Genomic DNA, 24308 nt, shown 5'->3' on the forward strand with positions numbered 1-24308 from the left:
CGGGGCAGGGAAAAGCGGGAAACCCCGCCAGCCCATGCGCCTTGGACATCAAGTGCTGCTTGCCCTGCTGTGGGCGCCGTACAGCCTAAGCATGGTGCGGGCGGCTAGTCGGGTACGTTTTTCCCTTTCGGGTGCCGTCGGCTGGCGTAGGTGGCCCGTAACGGCAGGGGGATGAAAACCGTTGGGGAGGCTGGCTGGTCATGGTGTTGGCGTTGATTCGTGCCGCTGGCGGATGCCGTCGGCTGCCGGAAGCTGTAAAGGCCGGTGCGCACGCCCGTCTGGAGCCGGTGGTGTCCGGCGTGCCGGGCGGCTGCCGCAGGGGAAGGCGGATACCGCCGGGAGCATGCCGGACAAGGGCGGGGAGTTATGACGATGCCGAACGGCGTGCCTTGTCGCGGGAAGCCGTTCTTCAAGCCGTATCTTTGGAGATGCCGCCGTTGTTCCTGAAGAGGCGGAACCGGATATTGCGGAAGTGGCGGGTGGGCAGGGAACAGGATATGGAAAAGGACGCGTTCCCTGATACGCTGCGGCGTTCCGTTTGCGGCCCGGCGAGGCCCTTGCCGAACTGGTGCGGGCGTTGTACGGTTCCGGATCCGCCTTGGAACTTGCCTTCGGCAAAAACCCCGGATACGGAAACGATTTGACGCCGGGCCGCAGGAGCCGACGTTTCCCGCCGTAGCGTATATCCCTCTGCCGTCCATGACCAAGGGCGTGCGGCCTTGGTGCATTCAGCACGCTGGAAGAGGGATGTACGGCGCGGCTGTTGCGCTTGGTTTTCATCCGTGGCGCTGGCCTCGATCCGGCGCTGGGGCAACGGGTTGTGGTTCCATGGCTCCGTGCGGATTTGCGGCGGAGCGGGCCGCATGGAGTTGGCCTTTCCGCCTCTCTCCGCTGGCCGGGGCCTCCGTGCGGCTGTTGCCGTCTTCGGCGGGGCGTGTTTCATATCCCATACAGTTACAATGAAAGAGACAGGAAGTGTTCATGTCCACATTACGTTCCATTGTCTTATGCGGCGGCAGCGGCACCCGCCTCTGGCCCCTCTCCAGGGCGTTGTATCCCAAGCAGTTTATGGATCTGGGAGGGCATACCCTGTTCGGCGATACGGTGGATCGGGCGGCGGCTTTGCCGGACAGCGCCGATCCGTTGGTGGTCTGCAATGAAGAGCACCGCTTTTATGTGGCGGCGGCCTTGCAGCAGAAGGGCGTATCCGGGACTATTCTGTTGGAGCCCAAGGGGCGGAATACCGCGCCCGCCATTGCGCTGGCGGCGTTCGCGGCGTTGTCCGGCGGCGACGATCCGTTGCTGCTGGTGCTGCCGTCCGATCATGTGCTGAAACCTCAGGCCGTTTTTGCCGAAGCCGTGGCGCAAGCCCGTGCCTGCGCCGAGTCCGGGCGTATCGTTACGTTCGGCATCACGCCGGATGCGCCGGAGACAGGGTTCGGGTATATCCGCTTGGGAGAGGCGCTGCCCGCGGGCGGGTATGCCGTGGCGCGTTTTGTGGAGAAGCCGGATCTCGCCAGAGCCGAGGCCATGCTGGCGGATGGGGGGTATCTGTGGAACAGCGGCATGTTCCTGTTCCGCGCTTCCGTCTACCTTGAAGAACTGGCCCTGCATGCCCCCGGCATCCATGCGGCGTGCAGGGCGGCGTGGGAAGGGCATCACGCCGATCATGACTTTATCCGCCCCGACGCCGGCGCTTTCCTGAGTTCGCCCGCCGACTCCATCGACTACGCGGTGATGGAAAAGACGGGCCGGGCCGCCGTGGTTCCCCTGACCGCCGACTGGAGCGATCTCGGGTCATGGGAGGCGTTCTATGAAGCCGCCCCGCATGACGGGGACGGCAACGTGCTCGTGGGGGATGTGTACGCCGAAGGCGCGGAAAACTGCTATCTGCACGCCTCCAAGCGGATGGTCGCCGCGCTCGGCGTATCGGATCTGGTGGTCGTGGAGACGGCGGACAGCGTACTGGTGGCGGATCGCGCCCGCACGCAGGACGTGAAGAAAATCGTGGAGTCCCTGAAAGCGCAGGGGCGCGGCGAGGCGGAAAACCACCCGCTGGTCTACCGCCCGTGGGGGAGTTACGAAACGCTGGCGAGGGGCGAGCGTTTCCAGGTGAAGCGCATCATCGTCAAGCCGGGCGGCCAGCTTTCGCTCCAGAAGCACCACCACCGGGCGGAGCATTGGGTGGTGGTCGAAGGGACGGCCGAGATCACCGTTGGCGGCAAGGTGCTCCTGTATCATGAAGACCAGTCCACCTACATTCCTCTCGGCACCGTGCACCGGCTCAAGAACCCCGGCATGATCCCGCTGGTCATCATCGAGATCCAGTCCGGCAGCTACCTTGGGGAAGACGACATCGTGCGTCTTGAAGACAGCTACGGGCGCTGACCATGAAACTGCTCCTGACCCTGCTTCCGGCGCTCCTGACCCAGACCACGGGACGCCGCAATCAGCGCATCGTGATCGGCTTCCTGCTGTTCACGGCGGTTCTGGTGGCGCTGTTCAGCATCGTGTTTCATCAGATCATGGCCTATGAAGGGCGGGATTATTCTTATATCACAGGCGTCTACTGGACGCTGACCGTCATGTCCACGCTGGGGTTCGGGGACATCACCTTCACGAGCGACATCGGGAAATTGTTCTCCATCATCGTGCTGGTGTCGGGCATCATCCTCATCATGATCGTGATGCCGTTTACGTTCATCCGTTTCGTGTACCAGCCGTGGATCGAGGAATACAACAACAAGCGCAAGCCGCGCTCCCTGCCGTCCGATACCAGCGGCCATACGGTTCTGGTGGGCGACAACGACATCTCGCTGAGCGTGGCCCGCAAGCTCCGGCAGCACAACTATCCGTACGTCATCCTCGTACCGGACGGGCAGCACGCGCTGGAGCTGTACGACAACCGCTATAATGTGGTGACCGGCGAGTTCGACGACGCCAACACCTACCGGAACCTGCGGGCGGACAAGGCCGCGCTGGTCGCCGCGCTCGAAGGGGATCTGCGGAATACGAACATCGCCTCCACGGTGCGCGAAGTTGCGCCGTCAACCCTGCTCGCCGCCAGCGCTGAGAACCCGGAGGCCATGAACATCCTCATGCTGGCGGGGTGTGACCACGTCTATTCGTTCACTGAGATGCTTGGGCGGAGCCTTGCCCGCCGCGTTTACGGAACCCGCGCCCAGTCGAACATCATTGCCCGGTTCGGGACGTTGTGCCTTGCCGAGGCCCCGGTCATCCATACCGAATTTATGGGGCAGACGCTGCGTGAGTGCAGGTTCCGCGAACGCTTCGGCCTCAACGTGGCCGGGCTGTGGGAAGGCAACTCCTATATGTCCGCGCGCCCGGACAGCCGGATCGACGAGGCTTCCATCCTGCTGCTCGCGGGGACGGCGGATCAGCTTGAGGCCTATGACCGCAAGGCCGAACGGTGGAGCAAGGCGAACCGGACGCCCGTGCTCATCCTCGGCGGCGGCAAGGTTGGGGAAGCGGCGGCGGATGCCTTGGAACGCCGCGGCCTGCCGTTCTGCCTCGTCGAGAAGAACCCCCGGCTCGTGCCGCCGGACGATCCACGCTATATCCTTGGGAATGCCGGGGAGCTGGCGGTGCTCCAGCGGGCGCACATCATGGAAACCCCGTCCGTCATCGTAACCACGCATGACGACGACCTGAACATCTATCTGACCATCTATTGCCGCAAGCTGCGGCCTGACGTGCAGATCCTCAGCCGTTCAACGCTCGATCGCAACGTGGCTTCCCTGTACAACGCCGGGGCGAATCTGGTGATGTCGCACGCTTCGATGGCGGCGAGCACGATCATCAACCTGCTCAGCCCCGGCCGTGTGACCATTTTGACCGAAGGCTTGAATATTTTCCGGGTGACGGCTCCCCCGGCCCTCGTCGGCCTGTGCCTGCGCGACAGCCGCATCCGCGAAAAGACCGACTGCAACGTGGTCGCCTTGAAGAGTCAGGGCGTATTGCGCGTGCCCCCGGACCCCAACGCGCCCATGAAGCCCGATACGGTGCTTGTCCTCATCGGCACCGCCGATGCCGAGCGCCGGTTCATGGAGCATTTTCCGAGTTAGGCGATACAATTGGAGGGGGGAGGAGGGAACTTTCTGGAGAAAGTTCCCTCCTCCCCCCTCCAAGCCTCCCCCCTTCTCCCTCAAAGACTTTTGGCTTTATCGAATCCCTGTTCGCCGCGTTCCCTGTGTCTCGTTTGATCGGGTGGTGCTTTCCTTCTCAGGGGAAAAATCCTACATTTCATAAAGTGTTCGTCTTCTCCTTTTTCAGAAGGTTTCTTCATGGCAGGCAAGATCAAGGAAACATATGTGTGTACGGAATGCGGGGCAAAGTCGCCGCTGTGGAGGGGGCAATGCCTCGTGTGCAAGGCGTGGAATTCGCTGGAATTGGTGGCCGCGCCCGCCGAGGGTGCACGGAAGCGCCCGATAGGGAGCCTCGGCCCTGTGAAGGCCATGCCGCTGGCCCATGTCGAGGATCATGGGCATGAGCCGTTCGGTACGGGGCTTGATGCGCTGGATCGCGTGCTCGGCAAGGGGCTCGTTCCGGGAAGCGCCCTGCTCATAGGCGGTGAGCCGGGCATAGGCAAGTCCACGCTCCTTTTGCAGATGGCGGGGGCCGTAGCCGCTTCGGGCAAGCTGGTCTTGTACGCAAGCGGCGAGGAGTCGCTGCCGCAAATCAAGGATCGCGCCAGCCGTCTGGGGGTGCTGCATGACAACCTGCTGGCACTGTCGACCTCACGGGTTGAGGACGTGCTGCCGCTGCTTGAGGGCGACGGCGCGCCTGATCTGCTGATCATGGACTCCGTGCAGACGTTTACGTCGGAAAGCGCGGAAGGGCTGCCCGGCAACGTGAGCCAGGTTCGGGCCGTGGCGACGGAAATCGTCGATGCCTGCAAGCGCGGCACCACGACCGTGGTTTTGGTGGGCCATGTCACGAAGGATGGTGCGCTCGCCGGGCCGAGGCTGCTTGAGCACATGGTGGATACGGTCATTTCGCTGGAAGGCGATCGGCGCCAGATGTTCCGGCTTCTGCGCGTGCTGAAGAACCGTTTCGGGCCGAATCAGGAATTGCTGGTCTTCCAGATGGTTCGGCAGGGGCTGGAAGTCGTTGAAGACCCCGCAACCTATTTTTTGGGCGCGCGCGACGCGAGCCTGAGCGGGACGGCGGTGGTCATGGCCGTGGACGGGCAAAGGCCGCTCGCCGTGGAAGTGCAGGCGCTGGTCACGCGCAGCTATTTGTCGATCCCCCGGCGCACGGGGCTGGGATTTGACGTCAACCGATTGCATCTTATCTTGGCTGTATTGGAAAAACGCCTGCGCCTGAATTTCGGCCAGGTGGACATCTATGCCAAGGTCGGCGGCGGCATGAAGATTCAGGAGCCGGGCATGGATCTCGCGCTTGTGGCGGCGATGCTGTCGTCCTTCTACGATGTCCCGTTGCCTGAGCGGGCCGTGCTGTGGGGTGAGGTGGATCTCAACGGGCAGATCCGCCCTGTGGCCGCGCACGATATCCGGCTTTCGCAGGCGCGCAGGCTCGGCTACAAACCGATCCTTTTCCCTTCGCAGGGCGAGGGCGACGGCATCGCCACGGTCGTGGAATTGCAGGACAGGCTGTTCCGCCGCAAGAACTGACGGCGAAGCGGAAAGGGCCTCAAGTCGATTAGGTGTGGATTCTCCACGGGCCGGTTTTGGCGTGCGGGGAAAAAATGCATGACGCTCTCCCGTTGCCCTTGCGCAGCCCTTGCGAACGCGCTATTAGGAACTATTCTTTATTTAAAAGGACGATTGAACCATGAGCCAGAATCCCTTTCACGCGGCTCCGGGCGGCGAACCGGACGTCATCATGGACGCTGAGGTGGCGGAACCGAAAATGTATCAGGTTCTGCTTCACAATGATGACTATACGACTATGGAGTTCGTCGTGAATATCCTGATGACCGTTTTCCACAAGACGGCGGATCAGGCTACGAACATCATGTTGGCCGTACACAAGCGCGGAAAAGGCATTGCTGGGGTCTACCCTCATGAAATCGCCGAAACCAAAGTAAATAAAACTCATTTCCTTGCGAGAGAGGCAGGCTACCCCCTGCGTTGCACGCTTGAGGAGGTTGGCGCATGATTGGCAAGAACTTGCAGAAAGCATTGAGCATTGCTGTGGAGGAGCTGAAACAGCGTCGGCATGAATACCTGACGCTGGAGCATGTCCTTTACGGCATTGCATCCGAGCCTTCCGGGAGGAAGCTCATCGAGCGGTGCGGCGGCAGTGCGCCCGTGCTGCGGCAGGCCCTCGATCATTTTTTCAAAACATATATGGAAAGCCTCGCCGAGCCCACCAAAGACGTTTATCAGACGCTCGCCGTCCAGCGTGTGCTGGACAACGCGCTGGCGCATGTCAAAAGCGCGGGACGGGATGAGGAGATTGGCGTTGAGGTCGGCGACGTGCTCGCTGCGATCCTTGAGGAAGAGGAATATTCGTGGGCTGCCTACTGCCTGAAAAAGCAGGGCATCACCCGGCTTGCCGTGCTGGAGAGCATCTCCAACAACGACGAAGAGGCGGAAGGCGGATCATCCTCGGAATCTGGAGGGGGCGAAGGCGGCGCTGAATCGGCCAAGGACGCTCTGGCCCGCTACACGGTGGATCTGACGGCCCGCGCCCGTGAAGGCAAACTCGATCCGTTGGTCGGTCGCGAGATGGAGCTGTCGCGTTCCATCGAAATCCTCGCCCGGCGCCGTAAGAACAATCCGCTGTACGTGGGCGATCCCGGAACCGGGAAGACCGCCATTGCGGAAGGCCTGGCCCTGCGCATCGTCAGCGGCAATGTGCCGCAGGAGTTCAAGGATACGAAAATCTATTCCCTTGATCTTGGGGCGGTGCTCGCCGGGGCGCGTTACCGCGGCGACTTTGAAGGCCGCATCAAGGCCGTGGTCGGGGCGTTGCAGAAGATCCCCGGTGCGATCCTGTTTATTGACGAAATCCACACCATTGTGGGCGCGGGTTCCACCAGCGGGGGCTCAATGGACGCTTCCAACCTGTTGAAGCCCATCCTTGCCGAAGGCAAGCTCCGCTGCATCGGCTCGACGACCTACGACGAGTTCCGCAACCACTTTGAAAAGGATCGTGCGTTGGCCCGGCGTTTTCAGAAAGTGGACATCAAGGAGCCTTCGCTGGACGAGTGCGTGGACATCCTCAAGGGCCTCCAGCCCCACTATGAGAAGCACCATAACGTGCGCTACTCCGCATCGTCCCTGCGGGCGGCGGTGGAGCTCTCCGCCCGCCACGTGCAGGATCGCCTGCTGCCCGACAAGGCCATCGACGTCATGGATGAAGCCGGGGCTTCCGTGCGGCTGCGTCCGGGCTTCAAATCCGGCTCTTCGGTTTCGCGTCAGGACGTGGAACGTATTGTGGCCCGTATGGCCGGGATTCCCGCCCGCACCGTGTCGGGCAAGGAGCGCGACCGCCTGAAGACGCTCAAGGATGACCTCCGTTCCGTGCTGTTCGGGCAGGATGAAGCGGTGGACATCGTGACCCGTGCCATCCTGCGTTCGCGGGCCGGGCTCGGCAGGACGGATCGCCCCGCCGGTTCGTTCCTTTTCTATGGGCCCACCGGGGTCGGCAAGACGGAGCTCGCCAAGCGGCTTGCCGAGCGCATGGGCGTCGCCTTCCTGCGTTTCGACATGAGCGAGTATATGGAAAAACATGCCGTGTCGCGGCTTATCGGCGCGCCTCCCGGCTATGTGGGCTTTGATCAGGGCGGCCTGCTGACCGAGGCCGTGCGCAAGACGCCTTATGCCGTGGTGCTGATGGACGAAATCGAAAAGGCGCATCCCGACATCTTCAACGTGCTGTTGCAGGTGATGGACTACGGGACGCTGACGGACAACACGGGCCGCAAGGCCGACTTCAAGAACGTCGTCCTGATCATGACCTCCAATGCGGGCGTCCGGGATATGGATGCCTCGCCGATGGGCTTCATTGAGGCCCCTGCGGGCAAGGTGGCCCAGAGTGCGGCGCAGCGCGGCCGCAAGGCTGTGGAGGCGATGTTCAGCCCCGAATTCCGCAACCGCTTGGATGCGTTGGTGCCGTTCAATGCCCTGACGCCCGACCTGATGGGCATGATTGTGGACAAGTGCATAGCCGAAATGGGCAAGGGCCTTGCCGACAAGAAGGTCAACCTGACCCTGACGCCCGAAGCCCGGAGCTGGCTGGCCAAGGAAGGCTATGACGCCAAGCTCGGCGCGCGTCCCTTGCAGCGCCTCCTCCGCGAGGCCCTGGAAGATCCGCTGGCCGGGGAAGTCCTCTTCGGCCGCCTCGTCAAGGGCGGTACGGTCATCGTGGATGAGCCCGAAGAAGGCGGCGACAAGCTGGTCTTGACGTTTGAGGAAAAGTAGGGGGGAAGATTGGTGAAGATTGGGGGAAGGGAGGAGAAACCTTTCTGAAGAAAGGCTTTCTCCTCCCTTCCCCCAAACCCCCATCCCTCCTCTTCCAAAGACGTTCATTTTTATTGAATCCCTGTTGCCCGCATTCCCTGTGGGCGATAGAATGCGAATTGTAATATTTTTTGATGGCAAATCCGTTTCGTGCAGAAAAAAGAGAAGCCCGAACAACTCTGTTCGGGCTTTTTCATCTTCCGTCTTTCTTCGCTGCATCGGAGTGGAACGAACTCCTTTCGCGCCGCCTCCCCACCAGTCGAAAGTCTTTGGGGGAGAAGGGGGGAGGTTTGGAGGGGGGAAGAGGGGACTTTCTCCAGAAAGTCCCCTCTTCCCCCCTCCAAGTCCCTCTTTCCTCCTTCCTCCTACCCAGCGAAATAATACTTCCAAATAAGGGAAACGAACAAAATGACGAGCGAGAGGAGCAGAAAACGGCGGACGATGGTCGGGCCGGTACGGATGGCGAGCTGGCTGCCGGTGAGGTTGCCGAGCACGTCGGCCACGGTCATGGGGATGGCGTAGAGAAAAAGCACGTCGCCGTGATACAGGAAGACAAACAGCGAGCCGAGGTTGGAGGAAAGGTTGAAGACCTTGGTCAGCGCGGAAGCCTGAATGAGGTTCATGCGCAGGCAGACGTTGAAGGCGATGATGAAGAAGCTGCCCGCGCCGGGCCCGAAGAAGCCGTCATAGAAACCGACGCTGAAACAGATGAGCGGGGTCAGCAGGCAGATGTCTTTTGAGGTGAAGCTGTCCTTGCACGGCTTGGAGCGCCGGGGGATCAGGGTTATCATGGCTGCTACGGGGAGCAGGGCGATCAGGATTTTCCCGGCAGTCTGGGGATCGAAGGCGAGGATGCACTTGCTGCCGACCGCGGAACCGAGCAGGGCACAGGGGATGCCGACGCAGGCCAGTTTCCACAGGATGAGCCCCTTGCGGGCGAAGTTGAGCATGGCCGCGCCCGTGCCCATCGCACCGACGAACTTGTTGGTGCCGAGCGCCTGCTGCGGCGAAACCCCCGCGATCAGGATGGCCGGCAGCCTGAGCAGCCCGCCGCCTCCGGCGATGCTGTCGATGAGTCCCGCAAGAAAGGTGACGATGCAGAGGAGAGATACGGTCAGGAGCATGAAAACTTCCCCGGAGCTGAATACATTGGTGTTGAAAGTCGACAAAAAGCGTAGGCCCCTGTCCCATACGGAAAACCTTCCCCTATGGGAGGGCGGCGCATGATATACCGCCTGCATCCCGATTATCCGGAACTGTTTCCTGATCCGGAGGGGGCCGATCCGGAGGGGCTTGTGGCGGTCGGCGGCGACCTGAGCGTCCGCCGCCTGCTGGCGGCCTACAGCGCCGGGATTTTCCCGTGGTATGGGGAAGGCCAGCCTTTGCTCTGGTGGTCGCCTGATCCCCGGTGCGTCCTGTTTCCTGAAAACTTCCGCATTCCGCACACCGTCCGCAGGGAGATACGCAAGTGCGGCTTTTCCGTGACCGTCAATCAGGCTTTTCGCGAGGTCATGACGGGATGCGCGGCTGCACCGCGTCCGGATCAGGACGGGACGTGGATCATGCCTGAAATGGTGGATGCCTACGCCAGCCTGCATGAACTGGGTTTTGCCCATTCCGTTGAAGTGTGGGAGCATGACGCGGCCGGAAATACGCTTGTGGGCGGCCTGTACGGGGTCGGGCTGGGGAGGGCGTTTTTCGGGGAATCCATGTTCCACGTGCGCCCCCACGCATCCAAGCTGGCGTTGGTCAGGCTGATGGAGTGGCTGAAAACGCGGCATTGCCAATTGGTCGACTGCCAGATGGCAACGAACCACATCATGCGTTACGGCGCGGAATGTATCCCTCGGCATGATTTTCTGCAACAGCTTCGGAAGGCCCTCCGCCGCGATGGATACGCCTAAAAGAAGGCTCTGAGCATATGGTTGTTCCATCTCCACAGTATGGTGAAAAGAGCGGCTTTTTCCCTCAGTTTTCCGCCGATGGACTCCATGGTTGAGGCGTTTTATTGGATATTCCATTGGAATTTTTGAGAAATAAGGCATCAGCCGTTTCCTATGGCACAGCCTAAAACAAAAGGCCCGTTCTTGCGAAAGGGCCTTTTGTTTTGCGGTGGTACGGGGGACAGGTTCCATGCCGCCGGGGGATATGTAAATGTTACTGTATGGTATTGTTGACGCTTCCACACACGGATTCCAGAAAATCCGCCGCACGCCTCTCTGACCAATAGAGGGCGTTCCCCGGCGTGACGAATCCTACGTGCCCGCCCCAAGGGGGCATTTCCAGCGTCATGGCCGTATTCGTTTCCGCAATGCGGCTCGGATAGCAGCCCGGCGAAAGGAAGGGGTCGTCCGAGGCATTGATCAGCAGGAAGGGCACATCAATGTGCTCCAGAAAGCGCAGGCAGCCGCTTTCGCGCCAATAATGGCGTGCGGAACGAAAGCCGTGCAGCGGGGCGGTATAGCGGTCGTCGAATTCACTGAACGTACGGATGCGGCCGAGCCCGTCGATGCCGATCTGATCAGGGAATCGGGAATGTTTTGCTTCGACCTTCCGCCGCAGCGTCCGCAGGAAATAGGCCATATACGGAGCACGGGAGGGGAGGGAAAGGACTTCCGCCGCGCCTTCCATGTCGCACGGGACGGAAAGGGCGACGGCGGCGCTTACCTGCGAAGGGATGGCCCGGCCGCGCTCTCCGAGGTACTTGAGCGTTTGGTTGCCGCCCATGCTGAACCCCACAAGCACGATGCTCCCGTAGCCGAGGGAGACGCAGTGCCGCACGACAAGGTGCAGATCATCCGTTTCCCCGCCGTGGTAGAGCGGAAGCGTACGGTTCATTTCGCCGGAACACCCCCTGAAATTCCGGGCCACCACATCCCAGCCCCGGCGGTTGAGGGCTTCCGCCATGCCGAGCATATACCGGCGTGTGCTGTTCCCTTCGAGTCCGTGCGACAGGATGGCTACGCGCCCGGAACGGATGCCCGCACAGGCGGGGATATGATCAATGTCGATGAAGTCGCCGTCGGGGGTCTCAAGGCGTTCGCGCCAGAGGGAAGGCAGAGGGGGATTGCGGAACAGCACGGGCCAGATGGTTTGTAAGTGACCGTTACGTAACCATATGGGAGAATTATAGGACGAATGATTGACGACGGGCATGGCTTCCTCATAGCGGTTACATGGTTGTCCCTTGTTTTGTACACCATGCCGCGCCATCTGCCCACCCGGTTAGACAACCTGAGGCGGCCCTGAGCGAAAGGCGGAACCGACGCTACTTTCATCCTGAATCAGGAGCAAAGATTCATCGCGGGGGCCTTACGTTTCATTCGTTGTGGCGGCATGGCGTTTTTTGAGGGGGGACATGCGGCATCTATTCGGATGCGGCCGCACGAGACATTTTTTTTGATGGTTTTCAAAAAATATTTTAATTTCAACTAATTAAAGTAAAATTTCGGCTGTGTCATAGAAAACGGTTGATGCCTCATTTCTTGAAATTCCAAAGAAATAACCAATAAAATCCTCCAATCATGGAGCCCACCAGCGGAAAAATTGGAGAAAATATATATTTCAGTAGGCTCTGTCATATACGTGGTTATTTCATCTCCTCAGCACGGTGAAAATACAGCCTTTTTCTCCAGTTTTTCCCTTGGCGGACTTTATGGCTGAGACATTTTATTGGTTATTCTCTTCGAACTTCAAGGAAAAAGGCATCAACCATTTTCTATGATACAGCCTTTCAGTATGTTACTGAGACAAAACAACCATATACTATGACAGAGGCAAATTTTTATTGAAAACGTGAATGTCTCCGCATCACGGCAAGGTGGACTCAGCAGGGGGAGCCTTGCGAGGATGCCGCCATCCCTTTCAGCCCTTTTGTTTCAGCTTATACAGACCTGCCGGTTTCGTTTTGCGCCTTCCGAGGTGACGGGATAAAGGAATATGTTTCCCTTATATAGATGTTTGTTTCAGGGAGAACAGAAAAATACGATAATTATTTATCTATAAATATAAAACGATGTTCCATTGCGTCAGAATGGTTTTTATCCAGAGCAGGTGAATCACTTTTTATTCCTAATAATATGTAATCAATGATGGATACTAAAAAAGCAGATAGGATTTGGCGTTTTTCCCACCCTTGGCGGCACGATAAGGAACAAGCTCTTTTGAACTAAAATATGTATTAGTCTATTTTTTCTCAACTGATATAGACAAAAAAATGCAGAGGCATTATTGATATGCCTTTCTTTGTTTTATTATTCATATCTTCGTATGTTGAGGAAAATGTATGCAAAAAACTAAGAAAGGGCAGTTGGGGTTTACGCTTATTGAAATCATTTCGGTACTGGTCATTTTAGGCATTCTCGCCGCCGTCGCGGTGCCGAAATATTATGATCTGCAAAAAGAGGCGGCGGACAAAGCGGCCTCTGCTGTTGCTGCCGAGGCTATTGCCCGGTATAATATGCGTTTTGCCAAAGAGTTGCTTACAGGTAACAAGACATGCAGCGATGCGTCGCATGCTGCGAAGATAGAAGCTTTTGGCAATGACGGTGACGCAGCGGACTATGGCACGGATTGGAAAGTCACCTATGAAGGCAGCAAAGTCACGGCAACGAATGAAGCGATTGGCGGGACATACACAATCGACTTTGAAGAGCCCCTCTGTGATTAACCGATGGCTGTATCATAGGGGATGAGCGTTTCATCTCCACAGCGGAGTGAAGCCGACAGCCCCCTTCTTCCGTTTTCCGATAGCACAGCGTTATGGCTGTGCTTTTACTGAGTTATTATTTGAAATTTTAAAAAGGAAATGCCAGCCGGTTACTCTGATGGCTGTATCATAGGGGATGAGCGTTTCATCTCCACAGCGGAGTGAAGCCGACAGCCCCCTTCTTCCGTTTTCCGATAGCACAGCGTTATGGCTGTGCTTTTACTGAGTCATTATTTGAAATTTTAAAAAGGAAATGCCAGCCGGTTACTCTGACGCAACCTGACGGATTATTATCCCAGGTTGTGTCGTTATGTTATCTATAATTATTTGAAATTATTAAGCTATTTTTAGGTTGCAAGGATTTATTTTAAATAATTTCAAATAGTTATATATTGAATGACGACACAGCCTAGGCGGTGTCATAGAAAATGGTTGATGCCTTTTTTCTTGAAACTCGAAGGGAATAACCAATAAAATGTCTCAGCCATAAGTCCGCCAAGGGGAAAACTGGAGAAAAAGGCTGTATTTTCATCGTGCTGTGGAGATGAAACAACCACGTATTATAATAGAGCATTATCCTAAAGGAGCCTCCCCTCTTCAAGAAGGGGAGGCTTTCTTTCTTTCTTTCTTTCTTTCTTTCTTTCTTTCTTTCTTTCTTTCTTTCTTTCTCTTCTTGCGTTTATTGGCCGCCGATGCACAAGACATGCGCGTAGCGGCCCGATTTTTTACCGGTCGTTTCCACGAGGCGATGGGCAAGATCCCGGCAATGCTGGCAGGCGTTGCGAGGCAAAAGCAGGCACAGACTTTTATCGACGCGATCCGACGATGTTTCGATGCAGGTCAGGCCGGGGCAATCGGGGCAGAGCCGTATGCCTTCATTCTGGTGTTCGCTGAGGCCGTCGGTGTCGTAATAGATGTCCCGCTCGCGCCGCCACCATTCGCCGTCGCGACGGCCTTCGGAGGGGCGGGACGGCGGGTTGTGGTACTGATTCAGAACATCGTCGCAGAGGCGCGAAATGTATTCCGTGACTTGCGGGCGCTGCCTGAGCGCCTTGGCGTCGTGATCCGGTTCATGGACGTGTTCAAACGGCAGGCCCGCCAGCGCGAGGCAGATGCCGAGATTGACGTAGGGCAGGGCGCCGCGGATGGAGTAACCGCCCTCAAGCACGGCGATATGCGGATTGAGGAGCGCGTTCATGGCGGCGTAGCCGTGCGCGGAAAGCTGCATATTGGTGAGGGGATCGGTATAGTGGTTGTCTTGCCCCGCCGAGTTGATCACCAAGTCGGGTTTGAACGCCTCCAACAGCGGCAGCACCACGTTTTTTGTAACGTATAGGTAACCTTCGTCCCCGGTTCCAGGCGGAAGAGGGATGTTCACCGTCCGCCCAAGCGCGCCGGGGCCGCCGCATTCCGGCAGGAACCCCGTGCCGGGATACAGCGTCCTGCCGTCCTGATGCATTGAAATGAACAGCGTATCGGGATCGTTCCAGTAAATGTCCTGCGTGCCGTCCCCATGATGGCAGTCGGTATCAACGATGGCCACACGCAGCGGCCCGAAGCGGCTGCGCAGGTTTTCGATCATCACGGCTTCCATGTTCACGTTGCAGAAGCCGCGGTTGCCGTGGGTGACGCGCATGGCGTGATGTCCCGGAGGCCGCACCAAGGCGAAGGCCCGTTCACGTTCCCCGGAAAGCACGAGCTCACCGGCCCGGATGGCGCCTCCCGCCGAGGCGAGGTGCGATGCGGAGCACACGCGCCCGGCGTTCGGCAGGCAGAAGTGTACCCGCTCGATATTTTCATAAGTGGCTACGCCGGGTTTGTACTCGGTAATGCCCGGAAGGTCGAACAACCCTTCCTCACGGAGCTGATCCTGCGTATACAACAGGCGCTCTTCGCGTTCCGGGTGCGTCGGGCTGATCGCCCAGTCGAACGCCGGGAAGAAGACGACGCCAAGGGTTCGTTTGTTCATGGGGATATTCCTTTGTGAGATAACTGGGGCAGGGAGAAGAAAATCCCTGAAAAGGGAGCCTTTTTCCTTCCTCCGGCCCCCCATCCCTCATCTTCCCAGACAGTTCGGCTGGTGGGCGAGGCTGCGGAGGGAGTTCGTTCCAGCGGAAGAAGAGAGCCTTTTGTTTGAGGAAAACGCCCGAACGTGTGAACGCTCAGGCGTCTGGATACGCGGGGAAATCCGATCAAGCAGGCGTTCAATAAGGCCAAACGCCTTGGGTGAGGAAGGGCCGTATGTACAGCTTTGGGGATGGGGAGGGAGAACCGTAGGGTGCCCTTCCCCAGAAAAGTCCTCCTCCCTTCCCCAATAAAAAACTAGAACCCTACCGCGTCGCGCACCATGCCACGGAAGCGGGCAAAGAAATACTGGCTGTCGATGGGGCCGGGGCAGGCTTCGGGGTGGTGCTGCACGGCAAGGATGGGTTTGGTTTTGTGGGCAAAACCTTCCAGCGTGCCGTCGTTCAGGTTTACATGGGTGACGATCACGTCGGAAACATTGTCGATGTCCACACAGAAGCCGTGGTTCTGGGAAGAGATTTCCACATGCCCGGTAGCGAGATCCTTGACCGGGTGGTTACAGCCGTGGTGGCCGAATTTCAGCTTGCGGGTCGTGCCGCCCAAGGCATGGCCAAGGAGCTGGTGGCCGAGGCAGATGCCCGCCACGGGATAGCTTTCGACAAGTTTCTTGATGGTCACAATCTCGTCGGTGAGGGTCGCCGGGTCGCCGGGGCCGTTGGACAGGAACACGGCCTGAGCGCCGCTGGCCTTGACCTGTTCGGCGGTGAAGGACGGCGGGACGACCAGCACGTCGAAGCCCTGCGCGGTCAGAAGGCGCAGGATGTTCCACTTGATGCCGAAGTCATAGGCCACGAGGCGCGGGCCTTCGCCCGGCCAGTCGTAGGAGCCGTCGGCGTTGAGTTCGGCGGGGACGCCGCCGTTGCCCGTCCACTTCCACGGCGTAGCGGGCATCACGCGGGTGACGAGGTTCTGGCCTTCCATCGAAGGCAGGGACTTCGCCTGCATGACGAGCTCGGCGGGATCGGTGATGGAGGTGGAAACCATGCCGCGCATGGCTCCGTGCATGCGCAGGTGGCGGGTCAGGGCGCGGGTGTCGATGCCCTCGATGCCGGGGACGCCGTGCTGTTGCAGGAAGTCGGGCAGGGAACACACGGAGCGCCAGTTGGAGGGCGTCTTGCAGCACTCTTTGACGATAAGGGCCGCGGCGTGGACTCTGCCGGATTCCATGTCTTCGGCATTGATCCCGTAGTTGCCGATCAGGGGCCACGTCATGCACACCATCTGGCCGTAATAGGAGGGATCGGTAAGGATCTCCTGATACCCGGTCATGCCGGTGTTGAAAATGACTTCCCCGCCGCCCTCACAGGGGCCGGTAAAGGAACGTCCTTCAAGTACAAAACCGTCTTCAAGAGCCAATAGCGCCTTCATTCCGTCTCCGTTATGTTGAAGCGTGGCGGCAGTCCCGCCGTTGCATTTGTCAAAGTCGCGCTTACACCCGCATCAACGGACGCAGCTTTTGCAGGTGTGCTCCGCGAGCAGCCCGCGGATGGTTTCCAGATCTTCCGGGGTGTCCACGCCGTGGGCTTCATAGCCTTCCACGCGGACTACGCGGACGGGGACGCCGTTTTCCAAAAAGCGCAGTTGTTCCAGTTTTTCCCGCTTTTCCAGCGGGGACTGCGGCAGGCCGACGAACCGTTCCAGCGCCCCCATGCGGAAGGCATACAGGCCGATGTGCCCCAGGATTTCCCCGTCCCCGCCCTCGCGGTCGAAGGGGATGCGCGAACGGGAAAAATACAGCGCGTCGCCGTTGGCCGCCGTCACGACCTTCACCTGATTGGGGGAAGCCGCACGTTCCGGCGAAATCGGCGTGGCGAGGGTGCTCACCTGCACCGTCCGGTCAAGGAAAGGCTGCACGAGCTGCCCGATGACGGCGGGGTCCAGCGCGGGCTCGTCGCCCTGTATGTTCACGATGACGGCGTGGGGCTCGACGCCGAGCTTTGAAGCGGCCTCGAAAACCCGATCCGTTCCGCTGGCGTGGTCGCGGCGGGTCATGACGCAGGGGATTTCCCATTCAAGGGCGGCTTCCGCAATGCGTTCGTCGTCCGTGGCAAGCATTATGTCCCTGAGCACCGAGGCGCGTTTCGCGTGGGCGTAGACATGCCAGAACATGGGGCGCCCCCAAATGTCGGCAAGCGGCTTTCCCGGAAAACGCGAAGAATCGTAACGCGCCGGAATGATGCCGTAGCATGGAATGGATGTGTTCATCTTTCCCCCGTGGGCCGATGCCCGTTCCCCGCAGGTATAGCAATATTCCTTTCCGCAATAAACCCTTTTTTTGAAGCGGGGTATGGACGGAAAAGGATACCGGGGGGGCGGGGAGGGCTTCCGTAACGGCTCATGGAGATCGGCGGAGTGCGGCGCTTCATGCGGAGGCTGCCGTCCCTCGGTCCGCCGGAGGAAATATGCGGGGCAAGGCGGACTGGAATCCTTGCCGCAGAAGAAAAGGGCTTCATACAGGGGAAGGCTGTGCCATAGAAGATGGCAGATGCTTTTTTCTTGAAGTTCCAAAGGAATAACCAACAAAATACCTTAGCCACAGGTTCCGCCAAGGGGAAAACTGGAGAAAGGGGCTGTATTTTCACCATACTGTGGAGATGAAGCAGCCCCATGTCATGGCAGAGCCAAAGGGGAAAAGCCGCTGAAAGGAGGGGAGTCCCTTTCCTGTGAAAAGAGCTTTCCTGCGGCCTCGCTGTCCGGCCTTAATATCCGCCGGATGCCAGCTTGGTCATGTCCCACATGGGCATGAAGATGGCGAGGGCGAAGAAGCCGACGACGGCGGCGAGGACGACGATGAGGATGGGGCCGATGGCTTCGGTCATTTCAGCCACGGCGTACTCAACCTCTTCGTCATAATGGGCGGCGAGATCGTCAAGCATGGCTTCAAGGTTGCCGGCACCTTCGCCTACGGCCATCATATTGATGGCCAGCGGCGTGAAATAGCGGGCGCTGCTGAGCGGTTCCGCGATGCCTTGGCCTGATCGGAGTTTTTCCTTGATGGCGGAAAATTCCCGTTCCAGCGCGGCGTTGTTGATGGTTTCTGAAAGAATATCCAGTGAATCAAGGATACTGACGCCGCTGCGCTGGAGGATGGAAAAGATGGCGGCGAAACGGGCCATGATCGACATCTGGACGACCTTGCCGACGAGCGGGAGGGTAAGCAATGCCCGATCCCACAGGTAACGGCCCCGGCTTGTCCGTATCCACCAGCGCGCCCAGAAGAATATGCCGACGGCAGCCGCCAGCAGCAGATACCAGTAGCCGGACAGTGCGGCATTCATGGCAAGGGCCATGCGCGTTGGGTACGGCAGTTCGATTTTGGCGTTGGCGAACAGCTTGGCGAAGTTCGGGACTACCCAGTTGAGGAGGAAAAGAAAGGCCCCGGCCAGCGTGATCAGCACGATTTTGGGGTAGCGCAGGGCTGATTTCACGTCGCTGTGGATTTTGTTTTCGTGTTCCAGCAGGTAGGTGAGGCGATCCAGCACGCCGCCCATCGAGCCGCTGAATTCACCAGCCCGGATCATGGCGCAGTAGAGTGGGGAGAAAATATCAGGATGCGACCGGAATGCGTTATACAGCGTACCGCCCGTGCTTACCTGCTGCGCGATGTCCGCAGTGGCGGATTTGAGCGTGGGGTTTTCCGTCTGCGTCTGGAGGATGCCCAGAAGCTGCGTGATGGGGACGCCCGCGTTGAACAACGTGCGGAACTGTTTGCTGAACAGGATGATCTGTTTGCAGGTGACCGGCTTCTGGAAGAGCCTTTTGAGGCGCTTGCCCTTCAAAGGGCCGTCCTGACGGGTAACCCCAGTCGGCATGAGGCCGCGGCCAAGCAGCGTTTGGCGCGCCTGTTCCGCGCTTTCGGCCTCAACATCGCCGGTGAGCGTCACGCCTTCGTCATTGATCGCCCGGTAGGCGTACGTATGTTTCAGATCCGCCATGAGTGTCCTTTGCATAAACGGGGGAGGGGAGAAGGGCCCCTTCTGGAGAAGGGGCCCTTCTCCCCTCCCCCGAACCCCCTCCCCTCATCCCCCTAAGACTTTCGACTGGTGGGGAGGCTGTCCGGCAGGAGTCCCTTCGTATGGTTGGCCTGAACGGTAAGAAAGCATTTGGCGATGTCCCCGTTTTGCCGGTGTCCGGTACGGTTCAGGATGATCACCGCAGGCTTTATCATAGAATATGTCCGATATTCATATCTCTAATGAATAATTATCGTTTATCTATTTTTTCTGCTGACTGCTTTCGTGCCATAACAATTATTGTTTTTGGGGGCTCTGCCATAGCATTTGATTGGTATGACTTTATAGGAGTTGGCTTTGTTGAATTTTTAAATGTGGTTGCTGTAATTTTAACAATGAAAATATTTTACCTGATATTTTTTTAAAATTACATAAAATGAAATGGCAATATATTGCTATGATAATGACGTTTTTTATTTGTGATTTTAATAAATGCATCATACTTTGTTATGGAGTATGATTGTTATATATTTATAGTTATAAAAATACAGCCGTTTCCTTCAATTTTTCCGTCAGTTGAATCTATGGATAGGGTATTTGTTGTTCGCCATTTTGGAGTTTCAAGAAATGAAACATCAATCATTTGCTGTGATACAACCAATACGTAACGCAAAAAAGAATAGCCCTATCAGAGTATGTGGTTGCTTTTCATCTCTATAATATAAAGAATTGCAGACTGTTATTCAGTTTTTCTCGCTAATTGTCCCAATGGTTGAGGCACATTATTGCTTATGGCTCTGTCAGAGTATGTGATTGTTTTATTTCCACAGTATACTGAAAATATAGACTTTTTATCCAATATTTCCCGCTGAGGGCCTCTTGATTGGGGCATTTTACTAGGCCGTGTCGTCAATTAGATATAGTCTATTGAAATTATTTAACTGTTTTTAAGCCGCAAAAGAGTTATTTAAAATAATTTCAAATGGTTATGTTAAACGACGACACGGCCTAGTTATTCCTTTGGAATTTTCAAGAAATAAAGCATCAACCGTTTCCTATGACACAGCCAAAAGCATATTTTCGGAACATCGGCAACTTGCCCCAGCAGCCGCCCGACAGGAACTCCTTTCGTGCGGCCTCCCCACCAGTCGAAAGTCTTGGGAAGGGAGGGGGTACGGGGGAGGGACAACCTTTCTTCAGAAAGGTTTCCCTCCCCCGGTCTCCCTTTTTATACCATAGCAAAGCGGAGGGCTTCCTCGACGGTGGTGATCCCGGCGCGGATCTTGTGGGCCGCGTCCTGAGCGAGGGTGTTCATGACGCCCTGCCGCTGGGCGATGGCGGAAATCTCCTGCGCGTGGGCCCGGCGGACAATGGCTTCTTGGATTTCCGGCGTCACGGGCATCACCTCAAAAATGCCGATCCGGCCCAAATAGCCCGTGTTCCCGCAATGGTAGCAGCCTTTCCCGCGCCGGAAGGCCGCCCTTTCCCCATCCTTGATTCCAAAAAGCCTGAGCAGGGCGCGGGGCGGATCATAGGGCTCGGCACAATGGGGGCACACTTTGCGGACAAGGCGCTGGGCAAACGAGCAGAGGAGCACGGACGCGACGAGGTAAGGCTCAATGTGCATTTCCATGAGCCGGGAGACGGCGCCGGGCGCGTCGTTGGTGTGCAGGGTGGACAGCACGAGGTGCCCGGTGAGTGCCGCCTGTACGGCGATCTGTGCGGTTTCGCCGTCGCGGATCTCGCCCACCATGATCACGTCAGGATCCTGACGCAGGATGGAGCGCAGGCCGGAGGCGAAGGTCATGCCCGCCCGGACGTTGAGCTGAACTTGCCGGATGCCGTCAATGCGGTATTCGACGGGATCTTCAAGCGTGATGGCGTTTACGTCGGGCTTGTTGAGAAGCTGGAGGATGGAATAGAGGCTGGTGCTCTTGCCGCTCCCGGTGGGGCCAGTGGACAGGATCATGCCGTAGGGCCTTTCGAGCGTTTTGAAAATGGCCTTGCAGTCCTTGCCGCTCATGCCGAGCTTGTCCAGCGTGTGGACGTGGTTGGTGCTCATATCGAGCAGGCGCATGACCACGTTTTCGCCGTAGATGGTCGGCAGGGTGGAGACGCGGACGTTGATTTCCCGGCGATCCACCATCATGGTGAAGCGCCCGTCCTGCGGCAGGCGGGTAACGGAAATGTCCATGTTCGCCAGAATCTTGATGCGCGAGACGATGGAGGCCCCGACGTTTTTCGGGGGCGAGGGCGTTTTGCGGAGCCTGCCGTCGATGCGGAAACGGATCTGGATGGAATCCTTTTCCGGGCTGATGTGGATGTCGCTCGCCGATTCGCGTACCGCCTGCGTCAGGATGGAGTTGACGAGGCGGACTACCGGGGCTTCGTCGGGCTGGCCGAGCTCGTCTCTGGGCGTTTCGCTGGCGATGAGCAGATCGTCGGACGCCACGGGCTGATCGGGCAGGGCGGCAAAGCTCTCCATCACTCCGTCCATCGTGTTGAAATGGCCGTACAGCGCGGCGTAGAGCTGGGTGAACTCCTGCCGGAGGCACATGACCGGCTCCACTTCCCGATCCGTGGCGATTTCAATGCGATCCAGCGCGTCAATGTCCAGCGGGTCCATCATCGCCACGACCAGCACATCCCCACGGATGAGCAGGGGGACGGCATTGGTGCGCTGCGCGGCGTCGGCGGGCAGGCGCTCGGAAAGGGACAGGTTCAGCGGGAAACGGGAGGGCGTATAGCGCTCGATGCCCGTTTGGCGGCACACGGCGTCCACAACGTCGCTCTCACGGCAGATCCCCTGCTTGATCAGGTATTCGCCGAGCTTCAAGCCGCTGCTGCGCTGGCCTTGGAGGGCGGTTTCAAGCTGGCCGGCGCTGAGCAGGCCGGAGTCCAGCAGCAATTCTCCGAGTCTCATTCGCGTATGCATGCGCTATCTCCTCACGGCCCCGGCCGGGGGTGTGGGAGACGCCCCGTTTCGGAGCGAAGGGCTTTCGCTCATGGAAGGCGCGGGCGGGAGCGGCGGCAGCTCGCGCGTGGGCAGGATTTCCGGCGTAATGAAGATAAGCACTTCCTCCATCGCCTTGCCCTTGCTCTCGTGGCCGAAGACGTGCCTGCCGCCGGGGATGTCCTTGAGACCGGGAACGCCCGCGTTGACGTCCGTGCCCTTTTCCTTGGTCAGGCCGGAAATGACCACGGTTTCGCCGTTGCGCATGATGAGGGTCGTCTCGGTCTGCTTCTTGATGATGAAGGGGTTGCCTTCCACGGAACGGGAGGTGTCCACCTCGTCCTTCTTGACCAGCACCTTGAGCTTGAGGTTGTCGCCGTCGATGACGTTGGGCGTCATCTCAAGGCGCAGTACCGCATCCTCGAATTTGACTTCACGGTCGCCCATGTTGCTTGTGGAGACATAGGGGACTTTTTCGCCGTTTTCGGTGTAGGCCATCTTGTTGTCCAGCGTGGTGATGGAAGGCGAGGACAGGATGTTGATGGTGCCGTCCTTTTCCATGAGGTTGAGCTGGGCTTCAAGCATGCTGCCTCCGGCCTTGCCGAACAGGAAGCCGAGCGAACCCATGTCGTTGGATGCGATGCCGGAATAGTCGAGGCCGAAAGGCGTTCCGCCGAGGCCGGAGCCATGCGTCCCGGTCAGGCCGCCGGTGACGGGGTCTTGCCCCTGCGTGCCGGATGCGCCGGAACCGATCCATGCGTGGTTGCCGTTGCCGAAGGAGCCGGAGCGCCAGACGCCGCCCCACTGCACGCCGAGTTCGCGGGCGGTTTCCTTGGTGGCTTCCACAATGTAGGCTTTGAGGTGAACCTGAGGGCGCGGGCGGTCGAGGTTGTCCACAAGCCTGATGATGCGCTGCTGATCCTGCTCCGTAGCCTGTATGATCAGGGCGTTGCTGTGTTCGTCCACTTCGATGACGGCGGCCTGCCCGCCTTGCCCGTTGGCGGCGGTAAGGAATTTGGTGAGGCTCTGCTGCAGGGCCGCGGCTTCGGCATAGCGCACGCTGACCACGCTGACGGTGAGCGGCGAATTCTGGCGTGAGATGAGCTCCTGCTGGGCAAGCTGGTTGTCGAGCGTCTGGAGGTTGATTTCCTTCTGCTTTTCCACGGCGGTCAAGACTTGCAGGATATTGCCCTGCCAGCGGTATTGCAGGCCGTTGGAGCGCAGCAGCCCTTGGAACACGTCCCGCCACGGGGATTTCTGGACATTGAGGCTGGCCGTCCCGCCCACGCCGGGGCTGAGTATGATGTTGACCCCGGCGGCGGCCGCGAGGCTGCGCAGGGCGACGCCGACGTCCACGTTATGGAGTTTGAGGGTAACGGGGATGGCGGGCAGGGGACGGGGCACGGCCTGTTCCCGTTTTTCCGCGTGGCGCATGATCACACGGGGTTCGGGGCGCAGATCGGAGGGCGTGGGCGAATACCCCTGTGAATCCTGCGAAAGCTGTTTCCAATGATCCATGAACGCCTGCTTTTTGTCTTGCTTGGGGGAGCAGGACGCCAGCAGGCAGAGCATGGCCAGGAGACAGAGGAAGGAAAAGGGCCGTTGTCGCATAGTATTCTCCACTCGCCGCCGGGTCGCGCCGAAGCTGTTCGTTGAGAGGCGAGGTTAGTCGTCCCCGGAGTAGGGCAGGGTCCACTCGGCATTCCGCGAAGGCGAATAAAGGCGCACGCCGTCGGGATCGATGAACCGGATCACGTCGCCGGTATTGGGGAGCGTGTCGCCCACGCCGTATTCCAGCCCGCCGATGATGGCGAGGGCTTTCTTCCCGGCCTGCACATAGCCGGAATAGACGAGGCCCGAAGCGTTTGAGGATGCCGCCTGTTTCGTGTCCGGCAGCCCGCTTGCCGGAAGGGTGAACGGATTGCGTGGGGCCGGGCGCAGCGAAGAGGCGAGGATGTAGCGCTGGCCTTCCGAGAGCGGGAGGGCCCGCAGGAGTGCTGCGACTTCCCCGGCGGCGGACTGGGCTTGCCGGAGGGAACTGTCCGTGCCGGACGGCGCAGGGGAAGGCAGCATCGAAAGGCCGGACTGGATGCCTCCCCCCATGACGGAGGCCCCCATGACCGCCAAAAGTATCTTTTCCCGAAGCGTCATCGTCTCAG

At 58.7% G+C, this 24308-nt stretch carries 19 protein-coding genes; 8 read left to right on the top strand and 11 right to left on the bottom strand.

The genetic code is table 11. The features are described 5' to 3' along the window. Nucleotides 1-104 precede the first annotated feature (104 nt). The gene (locus AC6I1V_RS11535) at nucleotides 105-413 is read right to left on the bottom strand and encodes a hypothetical protein (protein WP_486854361.1); all 309 of its coding nucleotides are present in this window, start codon (nucleotides 411-413) and stop codon (nucleotides 105-107) included. Then, nucleotides 410-865: a hypothetical protein gene (locus AC6I1V_RS11540; RefSeq protein ID WP_486854360.1), complete on the bottom strand. Its 456-nt coding sequence runs from the start codon at nucleotides 863-865 to the stop codon at nucleotides 410-412. The genes AC6I1V_RS11535 and AC6I1V_RS11540 overlap by 4 nt, the downstream gene beginning before the upstream one ends. 116 nt (nucleotides 866-981) lie before the next feature. Here AC6I1V_RS11540 and AC6I1V_RS11545 point away from each other — a divergent pair, with 116 nt between their 5' ends. The 5 genes from AC6I1V_RS11545 to clpA all read left to right on the top strand — a co-directional run bounded on the left by AC6I1V_RS11545 (nucleotide 982) and on the right by clpA (nucleotide 8411). Further along, a complete protein-coding gene (locus AC6I1V_RS11545; RefSeq protein WP_337431068.1) occupies nucleotides 982-2388 on the top strand; it encodes a mannose-1-phosphate guanylyltransferase/mannose-6-phosphate isomerase in 1407 nt (468 codons plus the stop codon). 2 nt (nucleotides 2389-2390) lie between these two features. After that, nucleotides 2391-4085 carry a potassium channel family protein gene (locus AC6I1V_RS11550; RefSeq protein ID WP_486854359.1) on the top strand — a complete coding sequence of 565 codons (1695 nt, stop codon included), beginning with the start codon at nucleotides 2391-2393 and terminating at the stop codon, nucleotides 4083-4085. 219 nt (nucleotides 4086-4304) lie between these two features. Further along, the gene (gene radA / locus AC6I1V_RS11555; RefSeq protein ID WP_302551497.1) at nucleotides 4305-5654 is read left to right on the top strand and encodes a DNA repair protein RadA; all 1350 of its coding nucleotides are present in this window, start codon (nucleotides 4305-4307) and stop codon (nucleotides 5652-5654) included. 211 nt (nucleotides 5655-5865) lie between these two features. Next, a complete protein-coding gene (gene clpS / locus AC6I1V_RS11560; RefSeq protein WP_374044387.1) occupies nucleotides 5866-6141 on the top strand; it encodes an ATP-dependent Clp protease adapter ClpS in 276 nt (91 codons plus the stop codon). Beyond that, a complete protein-coding gene (gene clpA / locus AC6I1V_RS11565; RefSeq protein WP_486849978.1) occupies nucleotides 6138-8411 on the top strand; it encodes an ATP-dependent Clp protease ATP-binding subunit ClpA in 2274 nt (757 codons plus the stop codon). The genes clpS and clpA overlap by 4 nt, the downstream gene beginning before the upstream one ends. A 404-nt stretch (nucleotides 8412-8815) precedes the next feature. Here clpA and AC6I1V_RS11570 read toward each other — a convergent pair whose 3' ends face one another. Then, a complete protein-coding gene (locus AC6I1V_RS11570) occupies nucleotides 8816-9574 on the bottom strand; it encodes a sulfite exporter TauE/SafE family protein (RefSeq protein ID WP_486854686.1) in 759 nt (252 codons plus the stop codon). Nucleotides 9575-9673: 99 nt separating this feature from the next. Here AC6I1V_RS11570 and aat point away from each other — a divergent pair, with 99 nt between their 5' ends. Then, the gene (gene aat, locus AC6I1V_RS11575; protein WP_308771932.1) at nucleotides 9674-10354 is read left to right on the top strand and encodes a leucyl/phenylalanyl-tRNA--protein transferase; all 681 of its coding nucleotides are present in this window, start codon (nucleotides 9674-9676) and stop codon (nucleotides 10352-10354) included. Between the two features lie 253 nt (nucleotides 10355-10607). Here the strand turns inward: aat and AC6I1V_RS11580 are convergent, their stop codons facing one another. Then, the gene (locus AC6I1V_RS11580; RefSeq protein WP_486854685.1) at nucleotides 10608-11606 is read right to left on the bottom strand and encodes a YheT family hydrolase; all 999 of its coding nucleotides are present in this window, start codon (nucleotides 11604-11606) and stop codon (nucleotides 10608-10610) included. A gap of 1129 nt (nucleotides 11607-12735) precedes the next feature. Here AC6I1V_RS11580 and AC6I1V_RS11585 point away from each other — a divergent pair. Then, nucleotides 12736-13119, top strand: a complete 384-nt coding sequence (locus AC6I1V_RS11585; protein WP_308771931.1) for a pilus assembly FimT family protein — start codon at nucleotides 12736-12738, stop codon at nucleotides 13117-13119. Nucleotides 13120-13837: 718 nt separating this feature from the next. On the opposite strand, the gene AC6I1V_RS11590 is transcribed toward AC6I1V_RS11585, so the two are convergent. The 4 genes from AC6I1V_RS11590 to AC6I1V_RS11605 form a co-directional block, all read right to left on the bottom strand. Continuing rightward, entirely contained in the window at nucleotides 13838-15127 is a 1290-nt protein-coding gene (locus AC6I1V_RS11590) for a histone deacetylase family protein (RefSeq protein WP_486854684.1), read from the bottom strand. A 353-nt stretch (nucleotides 15128-15480) separates the two neighbouring features. Further along, nucleotides 15481-16611: a glutamine-hydrolyzing carbamoyl-phosphate synthase small subunit gene (gene carA, locus AC6I1V_RS11595; RefSeq protein ID WP_486854683.1), complete on the bottom strand. Its 1131-nt coding sequence runs from the start codon at nucleotides 16609-16611 to the stop codon at nucleotides 15481-15483. A 72-nt stretch (nucleotides 16612-16683) separates the two neighbouring features. After that, nucleotides 16684-17448 carry a 3-deoxy-manno-octulosonate cytidylyltransferase gene (gene kdsB, locus AC6I1V_RS11600; RefSeq protein WP_486854682.1) on the bottom strand — a complete coding sequence of 255 codons (765 nt, stop codon included), beginning with the start codon at nucleotides 17446-17448 and terminating at the stop codon, nucleotides 16684-16686. A 494-nt stretch (nucleotides 17449-17942) separates the two neighbouring features. Continuing rightward, nucleotides 17943-19178: a type II secretion system F family protein gene (locus AC6I1V_RS11605; protein WP_486854681.1), complete on the bottom strand. Its 1236-nt coding sequence runs from the start codon at nucleotides 19176-19178 to the stop codon at nucleotides 17943-17945. Nucleotides 19179-19318: 140 nt separating this feature from the next. On the opposite strand from AC6I1V_RS11605, the gene AC6I1V_RS11610 reads away from it, so the two are divergent. Continuing rightward, nucleotides 19319-19621 (top strand): hypothetical protein, encoded by a 303-nt coding sequence (locus tag AC6I1V_RS11610; protein WP_497736997.1) that lies wholly within the window; start codon nucleotides 19319-19321, stop codon nucleotides 19619-19621. 803 nt (nucleotides 19622-20424) lie between these two features. Here the strand turns inward: AC6I1V_RS11610 and AC6I1V_RS11615 are convergent. From AC6I1V_RS11615 to AC6I1V_RS11625, 3 genes are read right to left on the bottom strand one after another with little or no spacing between them, the layout of a single operon-like run. After that, a complete protein-coding gene (locus tag AC6I1V_RS11615) occupies nucleotides 20425-22131 on the bottom strand; it encodes a GspE/PulE family protein (RefSeq protein WP_486854479.1) in 1707 nt (568 codons plus the stop codon). A 3-nt stretch (nucleotides 22132-22134) separates the two neighbouring features. Continuing rightward, complete coding sequence (gene pilQ / locus AC6I1V_RS11620; protein WP_486854478.1) at nucleotides 22135-23760, bottom strand: type IV pilus secretin PilQ; 1626 nt, start codon at nucleotides 23758-23760, stop codon at nucleotides 22135-22137. Nucleotides 23761-23814: 54 nt separating this feature from the next. After that, the gene (locus AC6I1V_RS11625; RefSeq protein WP_486854477.1) at nucleotides 23815-24300 is read right to left on the bottom strand and encodes a hypothetical protein; all 486 of its coding nucleotides are present in this window, start codon (nucleotides 24298-24300) and stop codon (nucleotides 23815-23817) included. Between the last annotated feature and the right edge of the window lie 8 nt (nucleotides 24301-24308).

Source organism: Bilophila sp. T19-St14 (assembly GCF_059728385.1).

Excerpts from the sequence above, each read along its gene's own strand:
- AC6I1V_RS11540 (WP_486854360.1), bottom strand. The coding sequence starts at position 865 with ATGCGGCCCGCTCCGCCGCAAATCCGCACGGAGCCATGGAACCACAAC.
- AC6I1V_RS11545 (WP_337431068.1), top strand. The coding sequence starts at position 982 with ATGTCCACATTACGTTCCATTGTCTTATGCGGCGGCAGCGGCACCCGC.
- AC6I1V_RS11550 (WP_486854359.1), top strand. The coding sequence starts at position 2,391 with ATGAAACTGCTCCTGACCCTGCTTCCGGCGCTCCTGACCCAGACCACG.
- radA (WP_302551497.1), top strand. The coding sequence starts at position 4,305 with ATGGCAGGCAAGATCAAGGAAACATATGTGTGTACGGAATGCGGGGCA.
- clpS (WP_374044387.1), top strand. The coding sequence starts at position 5,866 with ATGGACGCTGAGGTGGCGGAACCGAAAATGTATCAGGTTCTGCTTCAC.
- clpA (WP_486849978.1), top strand. The coding sequence starts at position 6,138 with ATGATTGGCAAGAACTTGCAGAAAGCATTGAGCATTGCTGTGGAGGAG.
- AC6I1V_RS11570 (WP_486854686.1), bottom strand. The coding sequence starts at position 9,574 with ATGCTCCTGACCGTATCTCTCCTCTGCATCGTCACCTTTCTTGCGGGA.
- aat (WP_308771932.1), top strand. The coding sequence starts at position 9,674 with ATGATATACCGCCTGCATCCCGATTATCCGGAACTGTTTCCTGATCCG.
- AC6I1V_RS11580 (WP_486854685.1), bottom strand. The coding sequence starts at position 11,606 with ATGCCCGTCGTCAATCATTCGTCCTATAATTCTCCCATATGGTTACGT.
- AC6I1V_RS11585 (WP_308771931.1), top strand. The coding sequence starts at position 12,736 with ATGCAAAAAACTAAGAAAGGGCAGTTGGGGTTTACGCTTATTGAAATC.
- AC6I1V_RS11590 (WP_486854684.1), bottom strand. The coding sequence starts at position 15,127 with ATGAACAAACGAACCCTTGGCGTCGTCTTCTTCCCGGCGTTCGACTGG.
- carA (WP_486854683.1), bottom strand. The coding sequence starts at position 16,611 with ATGAAGGCGCTATTGGCTCTTGAAGACGGTTTTGTACTTGAAGGACGT.
- kdsB (WP_486854682.1), bottom strand. The coding sequence starts at position 17,448 with ATGAACACATCCATTCCATGCTACGGCATCATTCCGGCGCGTTACGAT.
- AC6I1V_RS11605 (WP_486854681.1), bottom strand. The coding sequence starts at position 19,178 with ATGGCGGATCTGAAACATACGTACGCCTACCGGGCGATCAATGACGAA.
- AC6I1V_RS11610 (WP_497736997.1), top strand. The coding sequence starts at position 19,319 with ATGGTTGGCCTGAACGGTAAGAAAGCATTTGGCGATGTCCCCGTTTTG.
- AC6I1V_RS11615 (WP_486854479.1), bottom strand. The coding sequence starts at position 22,131 with ATGCATACGCGAATGAGACTCGGAGAATTGCTGCTGGACTCCGGCCTG.
- pilQ (WP_486854478.1), bottom strand. The coding sequence starts at position 23,760 with ATGCGACAACGGCCCTTTTCCTTCCTCTGTCTCCTGGCCATGCTCTGC.
- AC6I1V_RS11625 (WP_486854477.1), bottom strand. The coding sequence starts at position 24,300 with ATGACGCTTCGGGAAAAGATACTTTTGGCGGTCATGGGGGCCTCCGTC.